This window comes from Leptospira levettii (assembly GCF_002812085.1).
Classification (GTDB): domain Bacteria; phylum Spirochaetota; class Leptospiria; order Leptospirales; family Leptospiraceae; genus Leptospira_A; species Leptospira_A levettii.
In genome coordinates, this window is record NZ_NPDM01000004.1 from 183,732 (window position 1) to 203,894 (window position 20,163).

The 20,163-nt window shown below is 40.7% G+C and carries 21 protein-coding genes; 14 read left to right on the forward strand and 7 right to left on the reverse strand.

The annotated features are described in order from the left end of the window. Window positions 1-37 precede the first annotated feature (37 nt). Window positions 38-559 (reverse strand): tetratricopeptide repeat protein, encoded by a 522-nt coding sequence (locus CH354_RS13495; protein WP_100727553.1) that lies wholly within the window; start codon window positions 557-559, stop codon window positions 38-40. Window positions 560-656: 97 nt separating this feature from the next. Between CH354_RS13495 and xerD the strand changes: the two genes are divergently transcribed. Genes xerD through hslU form a run of 4 tightly spaced genes read left to right on the forward strand, consistent with a single transcriptional unit; the run spans window position 657 to window position 3,996 of the window. Then, window positions 657-1,565, forward strand: a complete 909-nt coding sequence (xerD, locus tag CH354_RS13500) for a site-specific tyrosine recombinase XerD (RefSeq protein WP_100728326.1) — start codon at window positions 657-659, stop codon at window positions 1,563-1,565. Beyond that, window positions 1,565-1,996 (forward strand): ATP-binding protein, encoded by a 432-nt coding sequence (locus tag CH354_RS13505; RefSeq protein WP_100727468.1) that lies wholly within the window; start codon window positions 1,565-1,567, stop codon window positions 1,994-1,996. The genes xerD and CH354_RS13505 overlap by 1 nt, the downstream gene beginning before the upstream one ends. Before the next feature lie 46 nt (window positions 1,997-2,042). Beyond that, complete coding sequence (gene hslV, locus CH354_RS13510; RefSeq protein WP_100727469.1) at window positions 2,043-2,576, forward strand: ATP-dependent protease subunit HslV; 534 nt, start codon at window positions 2,043-2,045, stop codon at window positions 2,574-2,576. Between the two features lies 1 nt (window position 2,577). After that, complete coding sequence (hslU, locus tag CH354_RS13515) at window positions 2,578-3,996, forward strand: ATP-dependent protease ATPase subunit HslU (RefSeq protein WP_100728327.1); 1,419 nt, start codon at window positions 2,578-2,580, stop codon at window positions 3,994-3,996. Here the strand turns inward: hslU and CH354_RS13520 are convergent. Both CH354_RS13520 and CH354_RS13525 read right to left on the reverse strand, forming a co-directional pair. Continuing rightward, window positions 3,986-5,851: a bifunctional chorismate-binding protein/class IV aminotransferase gene (locus tag CH354_RS13520; RefSeq protein WP_100728328.1), complete on the reverse strand. Its 1,866-nt coding sequence runs from the start codon at window positions 5,849-5,851 to the stop codon at window positions 3,986-3,988. The two genes, hslU and CH354_RS13520, sit on opposite strands and share 11 nt — an antisense overlap. Then, on the reverse strand, window positions 5,848-6,684 hold the full coding sequence (locus tag CH354_RS13525; RefSeq protein ID WP_100727472.1) for a hypothetical protein: 837 nt from the start codon (window positions 6,682-6,684) through the stop codon (window positions 5,848-5,850). Before CH354_RS13525 ends, CH354_RS13520 begins: the two co-directional genes overlap by 4 nt. An 89-nt stretch (window positions 6,685-6,773) precedes the next feature. On the opposite strand from CH354_RS13525, the gene CH354_RS13530 reads away from it, so the two are divergent. From CH354_RS13530 to CH354_RS13550, 5 genes are all read left to right on the forward strand, one after another. Beyond that, window positions 6,774-7,016 carry a biotin/lipoyl-containing protein gene (locus CH354_RS13530; RefSeq protein ID WP_100727473.1) on the forward strand — a complete coding sequence of 81 codons (243 nt, stop codon included), beginning with the start codon at window positions 6,774-6,776 and terminating at the stop codon, window positions 7,014-7,016. Beyond that, window positions 7,013-7,876: a metallophosphoesterase family protein gene (locus CH354_RS13535; protein WP_100728329.1), complete on the forward strand. Its 864-nt coding sequence runs from the start codon at window positions 7,013-7,015 to the stop codon at window positions 7,874-7,876. Before CH354_RS13530 ends, CH354_RS13535 begins: the two co-directional genes overlap by 4 nt. A gap of 10 nt (window positions 7,877-7,886) precedes the next feature. Further along, complete coding sequence (locus CH354_RS13540) at window positions 7,887-8,939, forward strand: Mrp/NBP35 family ATP-binding protein (protein ID WP_100728330.1); 1,053 nt, start codon at window positions 7,887-7,889, stop codon at window positions 8,937-8,939. A 48-nt stretch (window positions 8,940-8,987) separates the two neighbouring features. Continuing rightward, a complete protein-coding gene (locus tag CH354_RS13545; RefSeq protein WP_100727476.1) occupies window positions 8,988-9,683 on the forward strand; it encodes a hypothetical protein in 696 nt (231 codons plus the stop codon). Between the two features lie 158 nt (window positions 9,684-9,841). After that, window positions 9,842-10,228: a peptide chain release factor family protein gene (locus tag CH354_RS13550; protein ID WP_100727477.1), complete on the forward strand. Its 387-nt coding sequence runs from the start codon at window positions 9,842-9,844 to the stop codon at window positions 10,226-10,228. Between the two features lie 120 nt (window positions 10,229-10,348). Here CH354_RS13550 and groL read toward each other — a convergent pair whose 3' ends face one another. From groL to CH354_RS13565, 3 genes are all read right to left on the reverse strand, one after another. Further along, window positions 10,349-11,998, reverse strand: coding sequence for a chaperonin GroEL (gene groL, locus CH354_RS13555; RefSeq protein ID WP_100727478.1), 1,650 nt, complete (start codon window positions 11,996-11,998; stop codon window positions 10,349-10,351). Between the two features lie 18 nt (window positions 11,999-12,016). Further along, window positions 12,017-12,307, reverse strand: a complete 291-nt coding sequence (locus CH354_RS13560; RefSeq protein WP_100727479.1) for a co-chaperone GroES — start codon at window positions 12,305-12,307, stop codon at window positions 12,017-12,019. 137 nt (window positions 12,308-12,444) lie between these two features. Then, window positions 12,445-14,031, reverse strand: a complete 1,587-nt coding sequence (locus tag CH354_RS13565) for a helicase HerA-like domain-containing protein (protein WP_100727480.1) — start codon at window positions 14,029-14,031, stop codon at window positions 12,445-12,447. Window positions 14,032-14,209: 178 nt separating this feature from the next. Here CH354_RS13565 and CH354_RS13570 point away from each other — a divergent pair, with 178 nt between their 5' ends. Further along, entirely contained in the window at window positions 14,210-16,606 is a 2,397-nt protein-coding gene (locus CH354_RS13570) for a hybrid sensor histidine kinase/response regulator (protein ID WP_409036424.1), read from the forward strand. 3 nt (window positions 16,607-16,609) lie between these two features. On the opposite strand, the gene CH354_RS13575 is transcribed toward CH354_RS13570, so the two are convergent. Next, a complete protein-coding gene (locus tag CH354_RS13575; protein WP_100727482.1) occupies window positions 16,610-17,230 on the reverse strand; it encodes a response regulator transcription factor in 621 nt (206 codons plus the stop codon). Window positions 17,231-17,420: 190 nt separating this feature from the next. On the opposite strand from CH354_RS13575, the gene CH354_RS13580 reads away from it, so the two are divergent. The 4 genes from CH354_RS13580 to flaA1 all read left to right on the forward strand — a co-directional run bounded on the left by CH354_RS13580 (window position 17,421) and on the right by flaA1 (window position 20,015). Then, a complete protein-coding gene (locus CH354_RS13580; RefSeq protein WP_015678718.1) occupies window positions 17,421-17,891 on the forward strand; it encodes a cyclic nucleotide-binding domain-containing protein in 471 nt (156 codons plus the stop codon). 155 nt (window positions 17,892-18,046) lie between these two features. After that, on the forward strand, window positions 18,047-18,283 hold the full coding sequence (locus CH354_RS13585; RefSeq protein WP_015678642.1) for a PurA ssDNA and RNA-binding domain protein: 237 nt from the start codon (window positions 18,047-18,049) through the stop codon (window positions 18,281-18,283). Window positions 18,284-18,294: 11 nt separating this feature from the next. Further along, the gene (flaA2, locus tag CH354_RS13590) at window positions 18,295-19,011 is read left to right on the forward strand and encodes a flagellar filament outer layer protein FlaA2 (protein WP_100727554.1); all 717 of its coding nucleotides are present in this window, start codon (window positions 18,295-18,297) and stop codon (window positions 19,009-19,011) included. 17 nt (window positions 19,012-19,028) lie between these two features. Continuing rightward, window positions 19,029-20,015, forward strand: coding sequence for a flagellar filament outer layer protein FlaA1 (gene flaA1 / locus CH354_RS13595; protein ID WP_100727483.1), 987 nt, complete (start codon window positions 19,029-19,031; stop codon window positions 20,013-20,015). Window positions 20,016-20,163 lie beyond the last annotated feature (148 nt).

Below are 20,163 nucleotides of genomic sequence, written 5' to 3' on the forward strand. Positions count from 1 at the left end.
TTCGTTATTCTTTAGACTCGGTCTAAACGATTTGTGCTTATTTTGTTTCACACGCCCGCACCCAAGGTGCATAGTACGGGTCACCCGAAAGTGGGCTAGTTTCTAAACTCTGGAGGTAGTCCTTTTGTTTGACCCCTCTGGTAAGACAGAGATAGGTAGCTTCAAAAAATTCCAAGGTTTCTTTTTTCCCTTGGAACCGAATTTCCTCTAAAATTTCCAGTGCTTCTTTTTCATACCCTGTGGTAAGATAGAGGCGGAAGAGTTCTCTTTGTACTTCCGTGTCGTCTTTTTTTTGTTTGTGGTATTTTTCCAAATAAAAGATGGCCGTGGCAATGGATTCCACACTGTCAGCAAGGAGAAGTCCCATACGTTTGAGGACAGGATCATACTCAGGATTTTCCCGGAGCGAAAGTTCGTAATAATAAAGGGCTTTTGTTTTTTCTCCAACCAATTCCCATTTTTTTCCTTCTTCAAAAAGAGTTCGTTCTTTTCGGCCGCAATTAACGACTAACAGGAAAGAAAGGATGAGTAAAAAAAAGGGAGTGATTCGGTAAGTCACATCTCCTTTTTTCCTGACATAGCCATTTGTGGCAAAAAAAATAATAAGTCTCTTTAAGCTTTTTGTCCGACTCTTTAAGTAACATAAGAGAGTAAAGATGGGTTCCAAATTGCCAGTTTCTCAAAATCAGCTTTTACAAACATTCCAAGAGTACCTGTCCGTAGAAAAAGGACTGAGCGATAATTCGATTTATTCCTACGGATACGATCTCAACAAGTTCGCCATCTTTTTGGAAAAAGAACATATCAACTTTTTAGAAGTAAAAGCAAACGACATCATGCGTTTTCTCGAAGAAGAAAGGGAACGTAAAATCTCTGCAAAAACTCTCGCAAGAGAAGTTGTGGCAATCCGTCAATTTTACAAATACTTACGAGATGAAAAACGTCTCGATTCCAATCCAACGGAAAAAATTGAAACTCCTGAAGTTGCAAGAACCATCCCTGATTACCTCACACAAGCGGAAATCGAGGAACTCTTTAAAAACATCAAAGAGGACAATTTGTACGAACTTCGTGACAAATGTATCTTTGAATTACTATACTCATCTGGCCTTCGGATTTCAGAAGCTTGTAACTTAAAAATGTCTGATATCGATGTGGAAAATATGACCATCACTGTCGAAGGAAAAGGGGGAAGACAACGCCTCGTTCCTTTTGGTGAGAAGTCTTTGGAAATCCTAAAACGTTACCTCACTGAAAGCCGCACGGAAATTCTCAAAAAAAGAACCTGTGACTTTGTGTTTGTTTCCAAAAAAGGATCGTATATCAATCGTAAGTCGGTTTGGAGACTTCTCAACCACTACATCAAACGAACTAAAATTAAGAAAAAAGTCACACCACACACACTACGTCACTCGTTTGCAACACACCTACTCGAAAACCACGCAGACCTTAAGTCCGTGCAAGAGTTACTTGGTCATATTGATATTTCTACCACACAGATTTACACACATATGGCAAATAAAACTCTGAAGGAAGTTCATAAGAAATTCCATCCGAGAGGATAATGTCGAACCCCACGAAACATGCGGACTACGGAAAAGTAGTCCGTATCCAAATTCCCTCCAACCCTCGTTTTGTTTCCCACACTCGTAATTACTTTTTTCATTTATGTTTAGAACATGGATTTTCCCTATTTGATTCCATGGATTTAAAATTGGTCATCGGGGAAGCCATCACCAATATCATTCGTCACGCTTATTCGAATCGCACAGACAAACCCATCTTTATCGAAATCCAATTTGATAAAGACAGAGTGGAGATCAAACTCCGAGATTATGGAAAAAAAGTAGAACCCAAAGACTTACGAAGTTTTGACGTGAGTGATTACAGAGAACACGGCATAGGGTTATTTATGATCCGCGAACTCACTGACTATTATTTTTTAGACCAATCCTTTGAGATTGGAAACCAGATGGTCCTCATCAAAAGAAAGTAACCTCCATTTTTCTCGACAAAGGTTTCCCATTTGGAATTTTATCCGTATGGAAACAATTCACGCAACCACCATCCTCTCTGTCCGTAAAAACGGAAAAATTGCAGTCGGAGGAGATGGCCAAGTTTCGATGGGAAATACCGTCATGAAACATACAGCAAAAAAAGTACGTCGCCTTTACAATGGTAAGGTGATCGCTGGATTTGCTGGAAGTGCTGCCGATGCCTTCACACTCTTTGAACTCTTTGAAAAAAAATTAATCGAACATGGTGGATCTGTCTCTCGTGCGGCAGTTGAACTGGCACGTGAATGGAGGATGGACCGAATGTTACGAAGGCTTGAGGCACTCCTCATTGTTTGTGATGCCAATGAATCCTTTCTCATTTCCGGAACAGGGGATGTGATCTCCCCAGATGACGGTGTACTTGCCATTGGATCTGGTGGTAATTTTGCCCTCAGTGCTGCAAGAGCACTCGTAGAGAATACAGACTTAGACCCAAAAGAAATTATCACAAGAGCGATGAAGATCACCGCAGACATTTGTATTTATACAAACCACAATTTAGTGATCGAGGAATTATAATATGACACTCAAAACCATTTTAGCAGAAGTGGCAAACGATCCAAACAAAACAGAGGATCTTACGCCTCGTCAAATTGTCGAACGTTTGGATGAACATATCATTGGCCAAACAAAAGCAAAACGAGCTGTGGCAGTAGCCCTTCGCAATCGTTCGAGAAGGCGTAAACTCGATGAATCCTTACGGGAAGAAATTTATCCTAAAAACATCATTATGATTGGGCCAACAGGAGTTGGGAAAACTGAAATTGCACGTCGTCTGTCTAAGTTATGTGGTGCACCTTTTCTGAAAGTGGAAGCCACCAAATACACAGAAGTTGGGTATGTAGGTCGGGATGTTGAATCCATGATACGAGATTTGGCCATGGGTGCATTAAACCTTGTAAAGGCGGAATTTCGTGAACGTGTGAGAGACAAAGCCACAGAAAAAGCAGAAGAAATTATTTTAGATGCGATCTTACCACCTATCTTTCATAAAAAAGAATCTGAACTAAACCCTGAAGAAAAAGAACGGTTTGAAAGTTATAAAGAATCCAGAGAAAAGTTTCGTGACAAAGTACGGAAAGGGATCCTAAACGAACAAGAAATCGAAATTGATATTCCAAAACCATCGGCTCAAACAGGTATGCCCATGTTGCAAGTGTTTGGTGCGGGGAATATGGAAGAGATGGACAACCAAATCCAAAACCTACTTGGGGATTTGATGCCAAAAAAATCAGGCAAACGAAAAGTGAAAGTTTCGGATGCACAGAAAATTTTACTCGAATCGGAAGCAGAAAAACTCATCGATTCTGATAAAATCCAACAAGAAGCAGTTCGCCGAGTGGAAGAGATGGGAATTATTTTTCTCGATGAAATTGATAAAATCGCGGGAAGAGAAGGGCGCCAAGGAGCAGATGTTTCGAGAGAAGGGGTGCAGCGTGATTTACTTCCCATCGTAGAAGGATCCACAGTCAATACAAAACTCGGTCCAATCAAAACAGATCATATTTTGTTTATTGCCGCGGGTGCATTTCACATGACAAAACCATCTGACCTGATCCCTGAGTTACAAGGTCGTTTTCCAATCCGTGTGGAATTGGAAACACTGACGGAGGGAGATTTTATCAAAATACTCACAACTCCAAAGTCTTCCCTCACCAAACAATACGAAGCCCTTCTTGCCACAGAAGGTGTGAAGATTGAATACACACCAGATGGAATTGCTGAAATTGCGAAACTTGCTTTTCAAATGAATGAAAAAAATGAAAACATTGGAGCACGAAGACTCAATACCATCATGGAAAAATTATTGGAAGACACAAGTTTTGAAGCTCCCGATTTACCAGAGGACAAAAAACATGTTGTCATCAATGAAGAATATGTTTCGAACAAACTAAAAGGAATCATAGAGGACAAAGACCTAAGTCGATTTATTTTGTAACAAGTGTTACCCGTTCGAAACCTCGGACGGAATTCCCCACTAGGATGGCCTCTGCTTGTAGTAAGTCATCTCTAGTTGTGGGTTTTACCTCCACCCAACCTTTTTTAAGAAGCCATTCTCGGAATACTCCAGGTAAACCACCTGTTTCCAAGGAAGGTGTAAACCATTTTCCCTTTTCTCTGTAAAATAGGTTGCGGATCGTCGTTTCAAGCACTCTGCCATCCTTGTCAAAAAGGATACAATCATCAAAACCTAATTCTTTACAAACTTCCGTTAGATGGTTATAGACACCACGGTTTGTTGTTTTGTGGAATAAAAATACATCATTTGAATTGATAGGTTCCTTTGCAAAACCCAATTGTATGGTAGGACGGATCGAACGTTTCGGAAGTGGCGTTTTTTCCCAATGGAAGTTGCCCTCTTCATTCAGTAAGAAACGTATCCTAACCTTGCCTGTTACTTCTAATTCGATTCTATGGAAAGTATCTTCTAACTTTTTTTTTGAAAAAGAAAATCCAAACCGTTTTGCTGTACTTTCCAATCGATTTCCATGATGTTCTTTTAAGAATATTTTTCCGTTGGATACTTTCATTGTCTCTAAAATTTGGAAAGTGGGTGGGACGGGACTCGTTAGTACCTTTAGTTTGGAGAGGCATTCTTCATATTCTTCATTGGGTTTGGAAAGTACTGTGACTCCACTCCCAATGCCATAAATCGCTTTATGCGATTTGTCATTTGATTCTGTTTCTAACGTACGAATTGTAACACAGGCACGGATTTGGGGAATGTGGTTTGTTTCCTCCGATGTAAAAAACGCACCGGTATACACCCCTCTGTTTCCAAATTCTAGTGAACGTAAAAGTTCATAGGAATTTCGTTTGGGTGCACCAATCACGGATCCTGATGGGAACAAGGAAGAGAGGACTGTATTCCAAGAAAATGGTTTGTCTAATTTTGCCGTTACTTGGGAAACCATTTGCCAAACAGTACTGAGCCCTCGGATTGAAAAAAGTTCTTCCACGACAACTGTTCCCTGTTTGGCGATTCTTCCCAAATCATTCCGATACAGATCTGTGATCATTACATTTTCGGCTCTTTCCTTTTCGGAAGTTTGTAGGTGTAAAAAATTCTTTTGGTCTTCCTCTTTTGTATTCCCTCTTACATTGGTTCCCTTCATTGGTTCGGTGGTGATTGTTTCCCCATTGACTTCAAAAAAAAGTTCAGGAGAGAGGGAGACAATGGTTTTGTTTTTCCCATCGTAAGGATAAAATACAGAATATTTTGTTTTTTGTTTTGTTTTGAGGTTTTGGTAATAGGAAAACAAATCACCTTGAATCTGAAATTCGACGGGAAAACACAAATTTAATTCATAACTTTCACCAAGTTTCAAATACTCCAAAGTTTTTTCCCATTGGGTTGTATATTCGTCTTTCGACCATTTTGGTTTGGGATTTGAAATGGAAATTAACGAATCAAACTTCAAATCAGGATTTTTGTATATTGATCTTTTTTTGTTTTGGTAAATTGTGATATGAAGGAGTGGGGTTCCTTCCTTTAAAGGAGAAGATTCTAAATCCAATCCTTCTATAAAGTGGTATCCTAATTCATAATTGAGGATCCCACAAGGGTAATTCCCTTTTTTTCTTTCTAAATCCAATCGATCGAATAGGGAGTGGATTTGTCCTTTTAAGTTTTGGTTTCGAGAGAATGTAAGCGGAATTTCTTCGATCGGATGAGAGTAATGATCACAGATTGTGTAACCAGGTTCTGATACACAATCTTCGAAGAGAAGGCCACCTAAGTTTCGGTAGTTCTCTTCGAATTGTATCCAAGGAATGGATTCGATAGGAATCAAAACTCCATTTTTTGGAGTGCTTCGAGTGGGTAATTCAAATAGACGGTTGTGGTTTTTTTGCTGGTTTGGATATCAAAACATTCTAATGGATCAAGTCCCAAATTATAAAAACCTTCATCAATCATTGCAATTCCAAATCCTGCACTTTCTTTTTCATCCAAAAAGTCTGGGCGAAAAAACTCAGCACTGTTCCCTTGTTTGGCAAGTTCTGCGTGACGTTCTCTACTCTTTCGAATCCTGTTTAAGTCCATTCCCATAATGGGAGAATCGTTACGAATCCGAATGTAAACAGAGTTTGGACGGATTTCGATTTTCATAGAAATCTTTAAATCATACTTTTTTACTTTCTCTCTAACAATTGTTAGGAAATCTTTTTCATCCTGAGAAAGATTGTGTTTTTTAGTTCTTTTTTTGTCAGAAAGGGTGAGGATTTTTTGTACCACTTTTTTGATTTTATCGGGCACAATGTAACGTTGCATTGCATCTCGAAGTGGTTCCGTTTCTAAAATGATATCAAGTAACTCTTCTGCTTCTTCTTCAGGAGTTTGTCCTTGGGCTTTCAGTTTGTTTAAGAGTTCATCTTGGAAAATGACAAATCTTGTATTTGCTTTTACCGCATTGAGCAGGGCTTCCATGAGTCCACTAAAGAGGTGAAAAGAGGTGAGAGGGTTTGCACCCACGCGGTTTAAAATTCCTTGGACCACTTCGTTTACGATATCACGTGTCGATTTGGTTAGACCTTTTAATTCAAAATGGAAATAATCCTTTTGGATGAGTTGGTCTAAGTTTTCAAGGATTTCTGTGCCTTTGTATTTGATTTTCTCGTTTGCCATTGAGGTTCGCTAAACTTTTATGTATAAAAAACGGGAAAACTTGGTTTTGTAAACCAGTTTTCCGACCGAGTGAGCAGGTTTGTTTGTATATGAAAGAATTCCTTCTGAAAACTCCTGATTTAGGTGACACTGAAAAAATCGAACTCGTCCGTTGGTTATGCAAAGAAGGCCAATCTGTGAAGGAAGGGGACGAAGTGATCGAACTTGTGACTGATAAAGCCGCATTTCCTGTCGAATCCCCTTATTCTGGTACCTTAAAAAAAATCATCATGGAACAAGGATCGGTAGTGAAAAAAGGAGATATCCTTGGAATCATGGATATTAACGAATGAAAATCCTTCATATATCCGATTTACATTTCCCGAAAAAACTCTCATTGTTTTCGCTTCGCGGAAAAGCCATTGTCGGATACCTCAATTACCATGTGAGGAGAAGGTCAAAACACCCAGTAGTTCTAATCGCTGCCATGGTGGACACTATCAAAAGTTTAGAATATGATGCTCTTGTTATCTCTGGTGACCTAACAAACGTTTCACATCCAAGTGAATTCCAAAATGCAAAAGACATCTTAAAACCGATTTTAACGGACAAAACGTTCTTAATTCCAGGAAACCATGACCGTTACCAAAAAAGAGCTATGGGGCCAAATCCTTTATTTGAAAAGGCATTTGCAGAATGGATGGGTGAGTCTATTTGTCCCAATCATTACTTACGAACCAAACGAATTGCAGGAAAATTATTTGTTGGCTGGGATTCCAATTTAGCCATTCCGAGAATCACAGCAAACGGATATGTTTCCAAAGAAGTAGTCGAAAAAACAGTGAAACTCTCAGAAGAACCTTATGTTCTTGTGGGTCACCACCCACTTTGGAATCCCAAAACAGAAGTGGAATCTGCTTCCCATCGTATGTCAAACCGCAAGGAAGTGGTGGATGGATTACAAATCAATCCTCCCGAATTGTACTTACATGGACACACACATACCAATTGGGTCAAACTTCCTGGGAAAGAGACTCCCTTCACCATTGTGAATTCAGCTTCGAGTACACGACTTTCGGATTCCAAACACGAGTGTGGATTCCATTTGATCGAACTGGGAAAACAAACCCATTACCGTCGTTTCATTTATTCAGATACTAAATTTACAGAGACAAATCCTATTCTTTACGAAGAGACAGAGGGAGTCGTCTAAAGGACATACCATGGCGAATGATAAAATTGATTTAACAACCATCCAACGGCAACTCATGCAAGTGAAACACCCGGAACTCAAAAAAGACATTGTGAGTCTCGGAATGGTGGCAAAAGTCACTCCCACCGATGATGGAATCGAAATCCTCATCAAAACTCCGAATGCAGACCGCCGTTTACAAATTGGACTCGAAGCACAAACAAGACAGTTGATTTCCAAAATCGAAGGTGCTGGCAAAGTAAAGATCAAATTTGAAGTTGATCAAAACTTAAAGATGGAAGATGGAAACCGAATCTTCGGTGTGAAAAAAGTCATCGCTGTAGGTTCTGGAAAAGGGGGAGTGGGGAAATCCACTGTCACTGCAAACTTAGCGAGCACCTTAGCACGTAACGGCAAAAAGGTGGGGATTATGGATGCCGACATTTATGGTCCATCCCTTGGAAAGATGTTTGGAATTAATGGCCGAGTGGCATTAAAATCCGAAGAAGATAAAATTTATCCTATAGAAAAACATGGAATCAAACTCATATCCTTTTCCTTTCTCGTCACCGAAGACCAACCTGTGGTTTGGCGTGGACCTATGCTTGGTAAGGCCATAGAACAGTTCTTATACGATGTAGTTTGGGGAGAATTAGATTACCTCTTCATCGATTTACCTCCAGGAACTGGGGATGTACAGTTATCACTTGCCCAGCTCATTGACCTCGATGGAGCTGTGATTGTCACCACTCCACAAGAGGTGGCAGTCCTAGATGCCGGTCGTGCTGCTGCTATGTTCAAACAAGTAAAAGTACCAATCCTTGGGATTGTGGAAAACATGTCTGGGTTTGCTTGTCCGAAATGTGGCCATGTGACCGATGTATTTTCCAAAGGGGGAGGGGAAAAACTTTCCAAACAAGTGGGAGTTCCTGAACTTGGTGCGGTCCCTCTCACACTCGATGTGATGAGTTCGGGAGAAGCGGGGAAACCTGCCTTACTTGACGAGAAAAAATCTCCTCTACAAGAGGCGTATTTTAAGATTGCAAAGAATTTAGAAGAACAAATTGCCAATTGGGAAGATTAAAAAATCACTTGTGTCTTCCTGCACATTTCTTAGTCTAAAGGATACACTATGAATTTTGAACGCGGTTCCAAACCAAATCCAACCGGGAATTTAATCGCATACTGCCATGTATTCGGAGAGAATCCGATTGCACCAGGTGGGAAAATCATAGCCTCCAATGTGGTGGTGAGTTTCTTAAAAATAGGGGACAATTACCCAGTGGTGACCTTTCCACCTGTGGCACTGCCATCCAAAGAGGAACTCATGAAAATCCTCGCGGACAATATCCATTTGTATGATGTGGTGCAACTCCCTGATTTCCAAATGCCAGAAAACAAAGATTTGGCGAACCAATACATCCAAGAACGAATGGAACAATTTAATTCCATGGTGATGCGGTATGTAGAATTTTGTAAGGCAAAAGAAAAGAAAACCCAAACCACAAATCTCAGTGACCAACTGGAGCAGGTAAGTGAACCACTGGAAACATTAGCAAATTTATCCATTGAGTTTCGGAACACTTCTGGCATTGCCAGAGAAGCAACAAGGCTCAAAATGGAAAGGATTGTGGACTACTTCCATACAAACCATCCAACACTCGACATTGATAATTTTAAAAAAGCATTGTCAGTTCCCGGAAAAGTTGGGGATGAACTGGTTGGTCTTTACATCCAAAAGTTCAATGCCATCCAGATTGAAAATTATGAAACAGCTTCTGATCTGAGAAAACGAATTTTAGAAATCGAAGAATCAACAGCTACGTAAAACAAGTCTTAGGTTCCAATTTAGCCGTAAGGATGCAAACCCTTCTTTCCATGAGGGGTTTATTTCTTAGGGTTCTCTTCTTAAAATGATATTTTTCACAAATCCTTAAGGCATCGCCCGAAAACCATTCCAATTTCCAACCTAAGAGTAACACTGTCATGGCACTTACCTTCCCAGTTTCCCCAGAAAAAAATGCCGCTCTCCAAAAACGAATGCAATCACTCGGCATCCGCGAATCTGATTTAAAAGAACAGTTTGTAAAAGCGAGTGGCAAAGGGGGGCAAAACGTGAATAAGGTGGCAACAGCTGTTGTGTTACTTCATGTTCCAACAAGCAAACAAGTGAAGTGTTCCATTTACCGCACCCAAGGACTCAATCGTTACAAAGCTCGTGACTTACTCTGTTTGGAAATGGAGAAAGAACGAACACCTGAGAAATTTCGAGAAAAACTCGATGCCATCCGCAAACAAAAAGACAAACAGAAGAAGAGGGCAGAGGAAAAGTATAAACGTAACAGTTTAGAAAATAACGAAATCGAAGATTGAACTGGAATTTGCCTACTCCCTATTCATAAAAAAAAGGCCTCGGATAGGAATCACAAGGCCTTCTTTGGTTTTGGTCTGCCTGTTTAACCAAACAGACCAAAGGTGAAATGTGCGAATGATTTACATCATGCCGCCCATTCCTCCCATACCACCCATTCCTCCCATGCCGCCCATTCCAGCACCAGCAGCATCTTTCGGCTCAGGTTTGTCTGTAATGGTCACTTCAGTGGTGAGGATCATCGCACCAATAGAAGCTGCATTTTGAAGTGCAGAACGAACTACTTTTGCAGGGTCAACCACACCAGCTTTGATAAGGTCTTCCCAAACCATAGTAAGTGCGTTAAATCCTTCGTTTCCTTTTTTCGCACGAGCTTGCTCCACAATCACAGATCCTTCAAGACCTGCATTGGAAGTGATCATACGAATAGGCTCTTCTAATGCGCGTAAGATGATGTTTGCCCCTGTTTGTTCGTCGCCAGAAAGCTTTAATCCTTTCACTGCGTCTTGTGCACGTAGTAGTGTGAGTCCACCACCAGGAACAATTCCTTCTTCCACAGCAGCGCGAGTTGCAGAAAGAGCATCCTCTACACGAGCTTTTTTCTCTTTCATTTCCACTTCAGTCGCAGCACCAACGTGGATCACAGCCACACCACCAGCAAGTTTTGCAAGGCGTTCTTGGAGTTTTTCACGATCGTAATCAGAAGTTGTATCTTCGATTTGTTTTTTGATTTGGTTTACGCGGCCTTGGATGTCTTTAGAAGCACCAGCTCCTTCGATGATGGTTGTGTTTTCTTTGTCCACTACCACTTTTTTTGCACGACCGAGCATCTTCACATCTGCGTTTTCGAGTTTCATTCCGAGGTCTTCAGAAATCACTTGTCCACCAGTGAGGATGGCAATGTCTTCGAGCATTGCTTTTCTTCTATCACCAAACCCTGGAGCTTTGACAGCCACACATTGGATGGTTTTACGAAGTGTGTTGACAACAATCGTTGCAAGAGCTTCCCCTTCAACTTCTTCTGCGATGATGACAAGAGGTCTTCCCGCTTGTGCAATTTTTTCAAGCACAGGGAGAAGGTCTTTCATCGAAGCAATTTTTTTATCGTAAATTAAGATGAATGGATCGTTAAAAGTAGCGATCATAGCTTCTGGATCAGTTACCATGTAAGGTGATACGTATCCACGATCAAATTGCATACCTTCTACGATATCAAGAGTGGTTTCAATTGATTTTGCTTCATCAACAGTGATCACACCTTCTTTACCTACTTTGTCAAATGCTTGCGCAATGAGGTTTCCGATTTCTGGATCATTGTTAGCAGAGATTGTTGCAACATTTGCATATTCTGCTTTGCTATTGATTTTGATTGCGTGTTTTTTGATTTCTTCTACAGCGGCAACAACTGCTTTGTCGATCCCGTGTTTAAGAGCCATTGGGTTTGCACCCGCAGTTACGTTTTTCAAACCTTCATTGATGATGGCTTGTGCAAGGATGGTTGCAGTTGTTGTTCCGTCACCAGCGATGTCGTTCGTTTTGGTGGAAACTTCTTTCACCATTTGAGCGCCCATGTTTTCGATTGCATCTTCTAGTTCGATTTCTTTAGCAACCGTTACACCGTCTTTAGTGATGGTAGGAGATCCAAATTTTTTGTCGATGACTACGTTACGGCCTTTTGGTCCGAGAGTCACCTTTACTGCGTTAGCGAGTTTGTTCACTCCGCTAAGAAGTTTTCTACGTGCTGATTCATCAAATTCTATTGTTTTAGCCATGATTCTTTCCTTTTAGATTTAGTTTGTCACAACACCGAGGATGTCGCCTTCACGGATGATGAGTAATTCCTTTCCGCCTTGTTTGATCTCTGTTCCGGAATACTTTCCGTAGAGAACTGTGTCTCCTACCTTTACTTCTAAAGGAACGAGTTTACCGTCTTCATAACGGCCTTGTCCCACAGCGATGACTTTGCCTTCTTGTGGTTTTTCTTTGGCAGTGTCTGGTACGATGATGGATCCGATTTTTTCTTCCGACTCATTCTTTGGCTCTACGACTACTCGGTCGCCTAAAGGTTTGATTGATGCCATGAGTAACTCCTTGTATGCAATCTATTGATCATTCCGAGTTTAGCACCTTTCAAAAAAGAGTGCTAAACTCCAGTACCATAGAATGTTTATAGGAGAAAGAGGTCAAGCACTTTCAAGTGAAGAGTGCTAAAAAAGGGTTAGAATCCAAATAACCCGGTTTTTTTGCGTTTGGAACCTCGTTTGGGAGTGACACCTAGCATTCCGAGAAGACCCCTTGTGACTTCCTTGGCGACGGTTCTCCCCACTTCTCTGGCGAGAGGGTTTTTGGAAAGGGTTTCCACAAAACTTGGGTCTTCTTTTTCCTGTGCACGTTTTGACTTTGGTTTTTTGGACCCAGTTTCTTCCTCTTCCGCCGATTCGGTTTCAGAAGCGATGGTTTCCATTTTTTTCGTGAGCATCTCGTGGGCACTTTCCCGATCGAGAGAAGTTTCGTATTTTTTAACCAAATCCGATTCCCCAATCAATGTTTCTAGTTCCTTGGGGGTTAAAGTCCCCATCCTAGATTTGGGAGGGGAAAGTAGTGTGTGGACAAGGGGAGTGGGGGATCCTTTTGTACTAAGCGCTGTGATAAAGGCTTCACCAATTCCCAGTTCTGTGATCACTTCCTTTGTATCATAAAAGTCTGTTTCAGGATAATTTTCTGCGGCAGTTTTGATCGCCTTGCGGTCGTTTGCCGTAAAAGCACGAAGGGCATGTTGTACTTTAAGACCGAGTTGTCCTAAAATTTCTTTTGGCAAATCAGTTGGTGACTGCGTACAAAAGATAATCCCAACTCCTTTGGAACGGATGAGGCGCACCATGGTTTCCAGTTGTTTTAATAAATCACTCGAAGCTTCATCAAAAACCAAATGTGCTTCATCGATAAATAAAACAAGTTTAGGTTTTTCCAAGTCCCCTTCTTCAGGGAAGTTTGCATAAATTTCAGTGAGTAGGGACAACATAAACGTAGAAAAAAGTCTGGGTTTTGTTTGGATGTCTGTTAGGCGGACAATCGAAATTTTGCCTTTTTTTGATTCTGTTTTTAATAGGTCTTCCACATCAAAAGAAGGTTCACCAAAAAAATCTTCCCCACCTTGGCTTTCTAGGTCCATTAATTTGCGTAAGATGATGGAAACACTTTGGGAAGAAACAGTTCCATATTCTTTTTCTAATTCTTTTTTCCCTTCGTCGTTTATGTATTGTAGTGCTTTTTTAAAATCCTTTAGGTCAAGGATTGGTAATCCCAAATCGTCACAGTATTTAAACACTAACGAGACTACGCTACTTTGTGTTTCATTTAATTCTAAAATCCTTGAAAGTAATATGGGACCAAATTCAGCAACAGTAGCTCGTAGTCTCACTCCTGGTTCTTTGGAGATGGATAAAAATTCCACTGGGTAAGCACTAGGTTTCCAATTCACTCCTAATAGTTTTGTACGTTCTTTGATTTTATCATTTTCTTCCCCTTCGGCTCCAAGCCCAGAAAGGTCACCTTTGATGTCCATCAGCACCACTGGCACACCCACATCAGAAAGTGATTCTGTCAGGAGTTGTAAGGTTTTCGTTTTCCCAGTTCCTGTTGCACCAGCGATCAGACCATGGCGGTTTAAAGTAGATAGGGGGATTTGTACTTTGGCCTCGGGGAAGGTATCCCCATCATATTTCCCACAACCAAGAAATAAGGATCCATCGCTTGGGTATCCTTCCTCGATTTTTTTTGTAAATGCATCAGATTGTTTGGCCATTCGTTCCCTCGAAAATCCACTAGTTCGACTGGTTTCCTACCGAAGTCAATGTTTTCTAATACGGGTAAATGGGGTTGGTGAATGTGGAGAATTAGGTTCTTTGCCACAAATTTCTCGTAGTAATCCTAATATGATTTGAGTTTTTCCAAAATCTTTTTACTCTTTGGATGTGGAACGGATTCTCACAACCAAACGAGTGTATCTACTTTTCGTAGTTTTCCTTTTATTCCCCTTCGTACAATGTAACCGCGGGATTCCCTCTTTAGCCTCGGCCAAAACCATCCAAAATGGAGTTTTGGATCTCACAAAGGAAGATCTCAATACCTTAGATCCCTTCCCTTTGGCAGGTGAGTGGCATGCATTTCCTGGTGAAATGCCAGAAACAGAGGCTGAGTTCCAAGCACTCGACCAAAAAACCCCTCAAATACTTGCTGTCCCTGGGTATTGGGTGAACCAAAACCTTCCCGCTCATGGAGTTGTTACCTATCGACTCAAATTACAAGTAAAAGAACCCATGAACCTCATGGTATATTTACGAGAAGCGTCTTCTGCGTACAAATTGTACTATCATAACCAGGAACGTGGCCTTGTTTTGTTAGGTTCCGCAGGTAAAGTCGCAAAAACAAAAGAGGAATCGATAGGTTACTATTTGGAAACTGGTAGGTCCTTTCGAGCCACACCTTCTACAGTCTTGTATTTACAAATCTCGAATTATTTGTATTCACGCGGTGGTCCTTATTATTCTCCCATCCTTGGAGAAGTGGGAAAAACCATCTTATACCTTCGGTTCAAAGAACGGAAAAAATCGTTTTTCTTTGGAGTCTTTTTAATCCTTTTTATCATTCATTTGTTTCTGTACATCCATCGAAATAAAAACAAATCAACTCTATGGTTTTCTTTACTTTGTTTCTCTTGGATGATTCGAATCCTGTTATTTGAAAGGGTTTCTAGGGATTGGTTTATTGGTAGTGACTTTCTCGAAATGTTACAAATTCGCCTGGAATATTTGGCATTCTGTGGAATCCAAATGTTCAGCCTACTTTTCTTTTACGAAATCCAACTACATTTTATACCAAACAAATTCAAACGGTATTTACTTGTTCCCATTCTTTTGGAAATTCTAATCATTCTTACGACTCCGTACGCAGTGTACACAAAACTCCTTGTGTTTAGCCAAGTATACATGACGATCATTTTGATTTTAGCCTTGGTTGCAGCAATTCGTTCTATCTTAGTTCGAGAATCACGTTACATTGGAATTTATATTACCTTTGGAACTCTCGTGATTCTTTTTGCCACCGTTTATGATTCAGTCGTGTTTTTCAAACGATGGGACTTACCGCTCATTACAGATCTTGGGTTCGGCATTTTTTGTATGTGCCTTGCCATTGTGATATCCAAACAAAACGCACATACGTGGGAAACAGCAGAATACCTCACACTCAATTTACGCAAAGAAGTGGAATGGAAAACCCTCGAACTCAAAAAAGAAAAAGACAAAGCTGAAAAAACAGGTGAGTTAAAGGATAAATTTATCTCTATTGTTTCTCACGACATTCGCTCTCCTCTTTTTGGAATCTCTTCTGTTGTCAATTTGCTTACCGAATCACCACCTTCCCTTTCTCCCGAAAGAGCAAAACAGGTACTAGGTGAGGCATCTACAGGGCTTAAAAATATATTGAGTATGGTGGAAGAACTCATCAAATACTCAAGGTTTCAAAATGCAGCCGTTTTCCCAGATTACCAACTGTTTGACTTCCGCCAAATCACAGACCAACTCATCGAACGTGTCCAGGAAATGGCAAAACCCAAAAACATCACTGTCATCACCCATATGGAAGAATCCTCCATTGGGATAGGGGATCCAAACCTCATCGAACATTTGATTTGGAACCTTCTCACAAATGCTGTCAAATTCACAAAAGAATCAGGAACAGTTGAAGTTTCCCTAACTGAATCCAATAAACATTGGAGTTTAAAAGTCACGGATACTGGGATCGGAATGCCAAAGTATTGGACCGAACATGTGTTAGAGGAAGGGTTTTTGTTTGTCCGAAAAGGGACTGTCGACGAAATGGGAGCAGGGGTTGGCCTTGCTTTTTGCCGAGAGGTGGCTGATCGCCATGGTGCTCATTTGGATGTCCAATCAGAAGAAGGAAAGGGCACTTCTGTCGAACTCCTCCTCCCGAATTTTGAAAAAATTGTCCTCATCCTGGATGACAATCCAGGTTACAGAAAACAAATCAGAAAGGTTTTAAAAGACCTGCCATGTATCATTTGGGAAGAAGAATACCCTGATCATGCTTTGTATTCGGTCTCGCGACTCAAACCCGATCTCATCATTGTGGACTTTTCGATGCCTGAAAAAACGGGAATCGATTTTTTAAGGGATTTGTATTCAAATCCAGAGATGGAAGAAATTAGATCCTTACTTGTGTCAAGTTCCCATACGGATCCAAACACTGGTACTAAATTAGAAACAGAAGTGATTGCACTAGGTGGAGATGCTTTTTTAAGCAAAACATCTCCTGATACAAAAATGGTCGAGATGGTCAAACGACTCCTCGACCTTTGAGGGTTAGATTAACATTTGTTCTTTGGCACGTCCAATGAGCTCTGCCACTGTTTTTGCGTTAAAACGATCTTTAAGGCGTCCCACATGGTATTCCACAGTTCGTTTGGAAAGGCCAATTTCCGTTCCAATTTCTTGGTAGGTTTTTCCATGCCCAAGTAAAGTAAGGATTTGTTTTTCCTTTTTATTGGCGACTTTGCCGTCTTGTGGTTTGCGATTGAAACTGAGTTTTAGGTTTTTGGAATAAACTGTTTTCCCAGATGCAATTTCATTTAGGTTTTTGGTAAGGCTACTCAAATCATCACTTTTTAATAAGTATCCATCAACACCAGCTTCAATGGCTGAATGGACAATCGGTTGTTCATCGAGCATGGTGAGGGTGACCACTTTTAATTGTGGTAAATCTTTTTTCCAATCCTTCACCATATTGAGAACATTTTCTCCAGGGATTCGAAGGTCGAGTAAGACAAAATCCGGTTTTGTTTCCGAAAGTAGCCCACCAATTTGCGATGAATGTTCCGCTTCGCCAACCACTTCAAAATCATTCGAAGCATTCACGACATGTTTAACGCCGACCCGGGTCACAGCATGGTCTTCAACGAGTAATACCTTCTTTTTAGGTGTCATAAATTTCCCTTTTTCTGGATCTAGGTTTCTGTTTTCTTCCTAGCGTTTCCCCCTAGTAGACGAGGAGAACTGGAAATATTAGTACTATTCCGTTTCATTTGTCCAGAAAAAATCATGGGTCTTTCTACTTAATTTTCTCTTGCAAAAACAGGAAGTTTCCCCCATGTTCAGAAAGATCCTAGGAGAATGAATGAATACTAAAGTAGAGAGTCTCAAAAAAATATATCTCTTCCAAAAGTTAAACCAAGATGAACTATTACATATCGCTGAAAAGATTCGGGAAGTCCACCTACCTCCTAGAAATGTGTTGTACGACATGGGCGAAGATGCTGAATCTATGTACATTGTGAAGTATGGAACTTTACAAATCTCTACCTCTACAAGCCATGGGGACGATGTGAACCTTATCACCCTCGGAGAAGGGGATCACTTTGGAGAATTGCCATTTTTTGATGATGAAAAACGGTCTGCCAAAGTCGAAGCCAAAGAAAATTCCGAACTCTACGAACTCCGTTACGCTGATTTACATGAAATGTTTTCCAAAAATAAGGAAATGGAGCTTAAATTTTACAAAGAAGTGACTCATTATTACATCCGAAGGTTGCGAAAACTAACGCACGATTTGGCGTATGCAAGGGAACTTCGAAAACGATTTGCGTAAAACCTAGTCCGAGAGACAAAATCTTACCAAATTAGTATTTTTTATTGCGCACATTCGAAAAAACCTTTTCCATTCCTCAGTTTCTTCCTATTACAGCTAAGGAATGGGTTTCGCAAACCGATACTATTACCGTAGGCAGGGAGAAGGAATGCATGGTGGACCCCGAAATCCTAACCGAGAAGATCGTAACACAAAATAAGACTTTCTTGGTGGATTTGAAGAAAAACCAGGCTGGATTTTACCTGAAAGTATCGGAATGGTCGAATAGCAAAAAATCCTCGATCTTTCTTCCGGCGGAAGGAATCGATCGAATGATCGAAATCTTGCATCAATTTAAAAGCCGGATAGCCGATAATGAGAATACGAAAGACCCGGAGTTAGGAGCCTTTTAGGAGTGAGTTTCATGGGGAAATTAGGAATGACCAAACTGTTGTTAGGCCTCTTCCTTTCAATAGGAATGTTGTACGCACAGGTAGATACTGGCGGACAAAATACAGCTAACACTGCAAATGATGAGGATAGCCCTCTTAGAAAAATCGTTTTAGATGATTTCGAAGAGGCTGAGGATTGGAGAGTTAAAGCAACCACTCCACTCGGAGAAACAAGAACTTTGAAACTCGTTCAACGCGGGCTCATCAAAGATGTATTCGATGAAAAAACCGTTCCAGAAGATGGTGGTGACAAACTCGAAAAAAACCATATCTTAGGAGTGAAAACACATTTTGCTGCTAAGGGATTGGATCGTGTGGAACTTTACCCTCCACATGAATACATCATCAAAGGAAAAGTAAGACAAATTTCTGTATGGGTTCTGGGAAGAAAATACAGACATACCTTATTTGCTAAATTCAGAGATTATAAAGACGTAACACATAATATCCGTTTGGGTCGATTGGATTTTTTTGGATGGAGAAAGTTGACAGCAACTGTTCCTGGTTTCATCCCACAAAGTTCTAGATTTGCACTTTTGGATAAAAACCTTCATTTTGTTTCACTTTTTGTGACATCCGATGTTCACGAAGTAGCAGGGGACTTTTACTTTTATGTAGATGACTTGCAAGTGAGAACAGACAGATCCGAAGCAAAATACCCTGGATCTGAAATTAAGGACAATTGGTAAGCGGGGAGACGGGAACAATGAAACACAAAAATACCAAAATCCTAACTTTATTAGCGCTAACCTCGGTTGCACTCATTGGTTTTGCACAAGCACAATACAAAGTATCCAATGGAGTGGCAACACCAGTTGGAAACGATATTGGAGCTTTGGAACTTAAAGCGATTACCATTGAATCTTGGGACAATCCAGTTTCTTCGGCACCATATGGTTGGGAAGTTTTCACTGACAAAGATGGTGTGAACAAAGATGGATCGGGAGACATGAAGTTTGATGAAAACAACAAGTATTCACCAGTCCTCAATGACCCAGCAAAATCCCCTCTTGTCATGAGAGAAGTGAAATTAGTGCCAGGAAAACCCGGTGACGTGAAAAACGTAGATGCAGGGAACGCAAAAGTTTTGGCTGTTAAATTCCAATTCACATTCCCTGGTAATAACGTGGTAACGGTTCGCCCTCCACGTGCCCCTGAATACGAAATCACAAGAGCTCGTCCTTATATTGACGCAGACAACAAAAAGAAATTGGAAAAGGTGTATGGAATTGAAGCACCTGGAAACGTAAAAGCAATTTCTGTTTGGGTTCTTGGTCGTGGAAATGAATACGATTTGGAAGGTTGGTTAGAAGATTATAATGGCAATAGCCATATCTTCCCTTTTGGATCCCTTGACTTTGTTGGTTGGAGACCACTCCACATCATCATCCCTCCAGGGATTCCACAGGAAGCAAATGCATTCCCTGCAACGAGAAACTTGATCTTCAAACAGTTCAAAATTCGTTCCAGACACAACACTGGACCTGAAACTGTGTATCTTTTCTTTGATGAACTTCGAGTCCTTGCGGATACTTTCGAAGTTCACTTTGATGGAGCAAACCTTGACTTTGATGAAGAGGATTGTAAAAACAAAGTGAAGTTGGAGCAAATGCTCCAAAAATCGGGAGCGATCTCCACTGGCGCAAAAGTGCGTGATTGTGGGGGAAGTAACGGTTCTTCGCAAAACAAATAGATCCCTTTTCACTCCAAGGGAATCTACTTGGACCAGGAAAACCCAGCCAATCGGCTGGGTTTTTTGGCTTTACAGAATCGAACGGACCTGGAAAATGAACCCTAGGACTGTTCTTTTCGCGGATTCATCGCTAAATTTACCGTAACAA

Bases quoted from the DNA above. Each gene is read 5' to 3' on its own strand.
- CH354_RS13550 (WP_100727477.1), top strand. From the start codon at position 9,842: ATGGCACTTACCTTCCCAGTTTCCCCAGAAAAAAATGCCGCTCTCCAA.
- CH354_RS13540 (WP_100728330.1), top strand. From the start codon at position 7,887: ATGGCGAATGATAAAATTGATTTAACAACCATCCAACGGCAACTCATG.
- flaA2 (WP_100727554.1), top strand. From the start codon at position 18,295: ATGGGGAAATTAGGAATGACCAAACTGTTGTTAGGCCTCTTCCTTTCA.
- CH354_RS13530 (WP_100727473.1), top strand. From the start codon at position 6,774: ATGAAAGAATTCCTTCTGAAAACTCCTGATTTAGGTGACACTGAAAAA.
- CH354_RS13525 (WP_100727472.1), bottom strand. From the start codon at position 6,684: ATGGCAAACGAGAAAATCAAATACAAAGGCACAGAAATCCTTGAAAAC.
- CH354_RS13565 (WP_100727480.1), bottom strand. From the start codon at position 14,031: ATGGCCAAACAATCTGATGCATTTACAAAAAAAATCGAGGAAGGATAC.
- CH354_RS13580 (WP_015678718.1), top strand. From the start codon at position 17,421: ATGAATACTAAAGTAGAGAGTCTCAAAAAAATATATCTCTTCCAAAAG.
- hslU (WP_100728327.1), top strand. From the start codon at position 2,578: ATGACACTCAAAACCATTTTAGCAGAAGTGGCAAACGATCCAAACAAA.
- CH354_RS13535 (WP_100728329.1), top strand. From the start codon at position 7,013: ATGAAAATCCTTCATATATCCGATTTACATTTCCCGAAAAAACTCTCA.
- CH354_RS13575 (WP_100727482.1), bottom strand. From the start codon at position 17,230: ATGACACCTAAAAAGAAGGTATTACTCGTTGAAGACCATGCTGTGACC.
- CH354_RS13505 (WP_100727468.1), top strand. From the start codon at position 1,565: ATGTCGAACCCCACGAAACATGCGGACTACGGAAAAGTAGTCCGTATC.
- hslV (WP_100727469.1), top strand. From the start codon at position 2,043: ATGGAAACAATTCACGCAACCACCATCCTCTCTGTCCGTAAAAACGGA.
- CH354_RS13545 (WP_100727476.1), top strand. From the start codon at position 8,988: ATGAATTTTGAACGCGGTTCCAAACCAAATCCAACCGGGAATTTAATC.
- CH354_RS13560 (WP_100727479.1), bottom strand. From the start codon at position 12,307: ATGGCATCAATCAAACCTTTAGGCGACCGAGTAGTCGTAGAGCCAAAG.
- groL (WP_100727478.1), bottom strand. From the start codon at position 11,998: ATGGCTAAAACAATAGAATTTGATGAATCAGCACGTAGAAAACTTCTT.
- xerD (WP_100728326.1), top strand. From the start codon at position 657: ATGGGTTCCAAATTGCCAGTTTCTCAAAATCAGCTTTTACAAACATTC.
- flaA1 (WP_100727483.1), top strand. From the start codon at position 19,029: ATGAAACACAAAAATACCAAAATCCTAACTTTATTAGCGCTAACCTCG.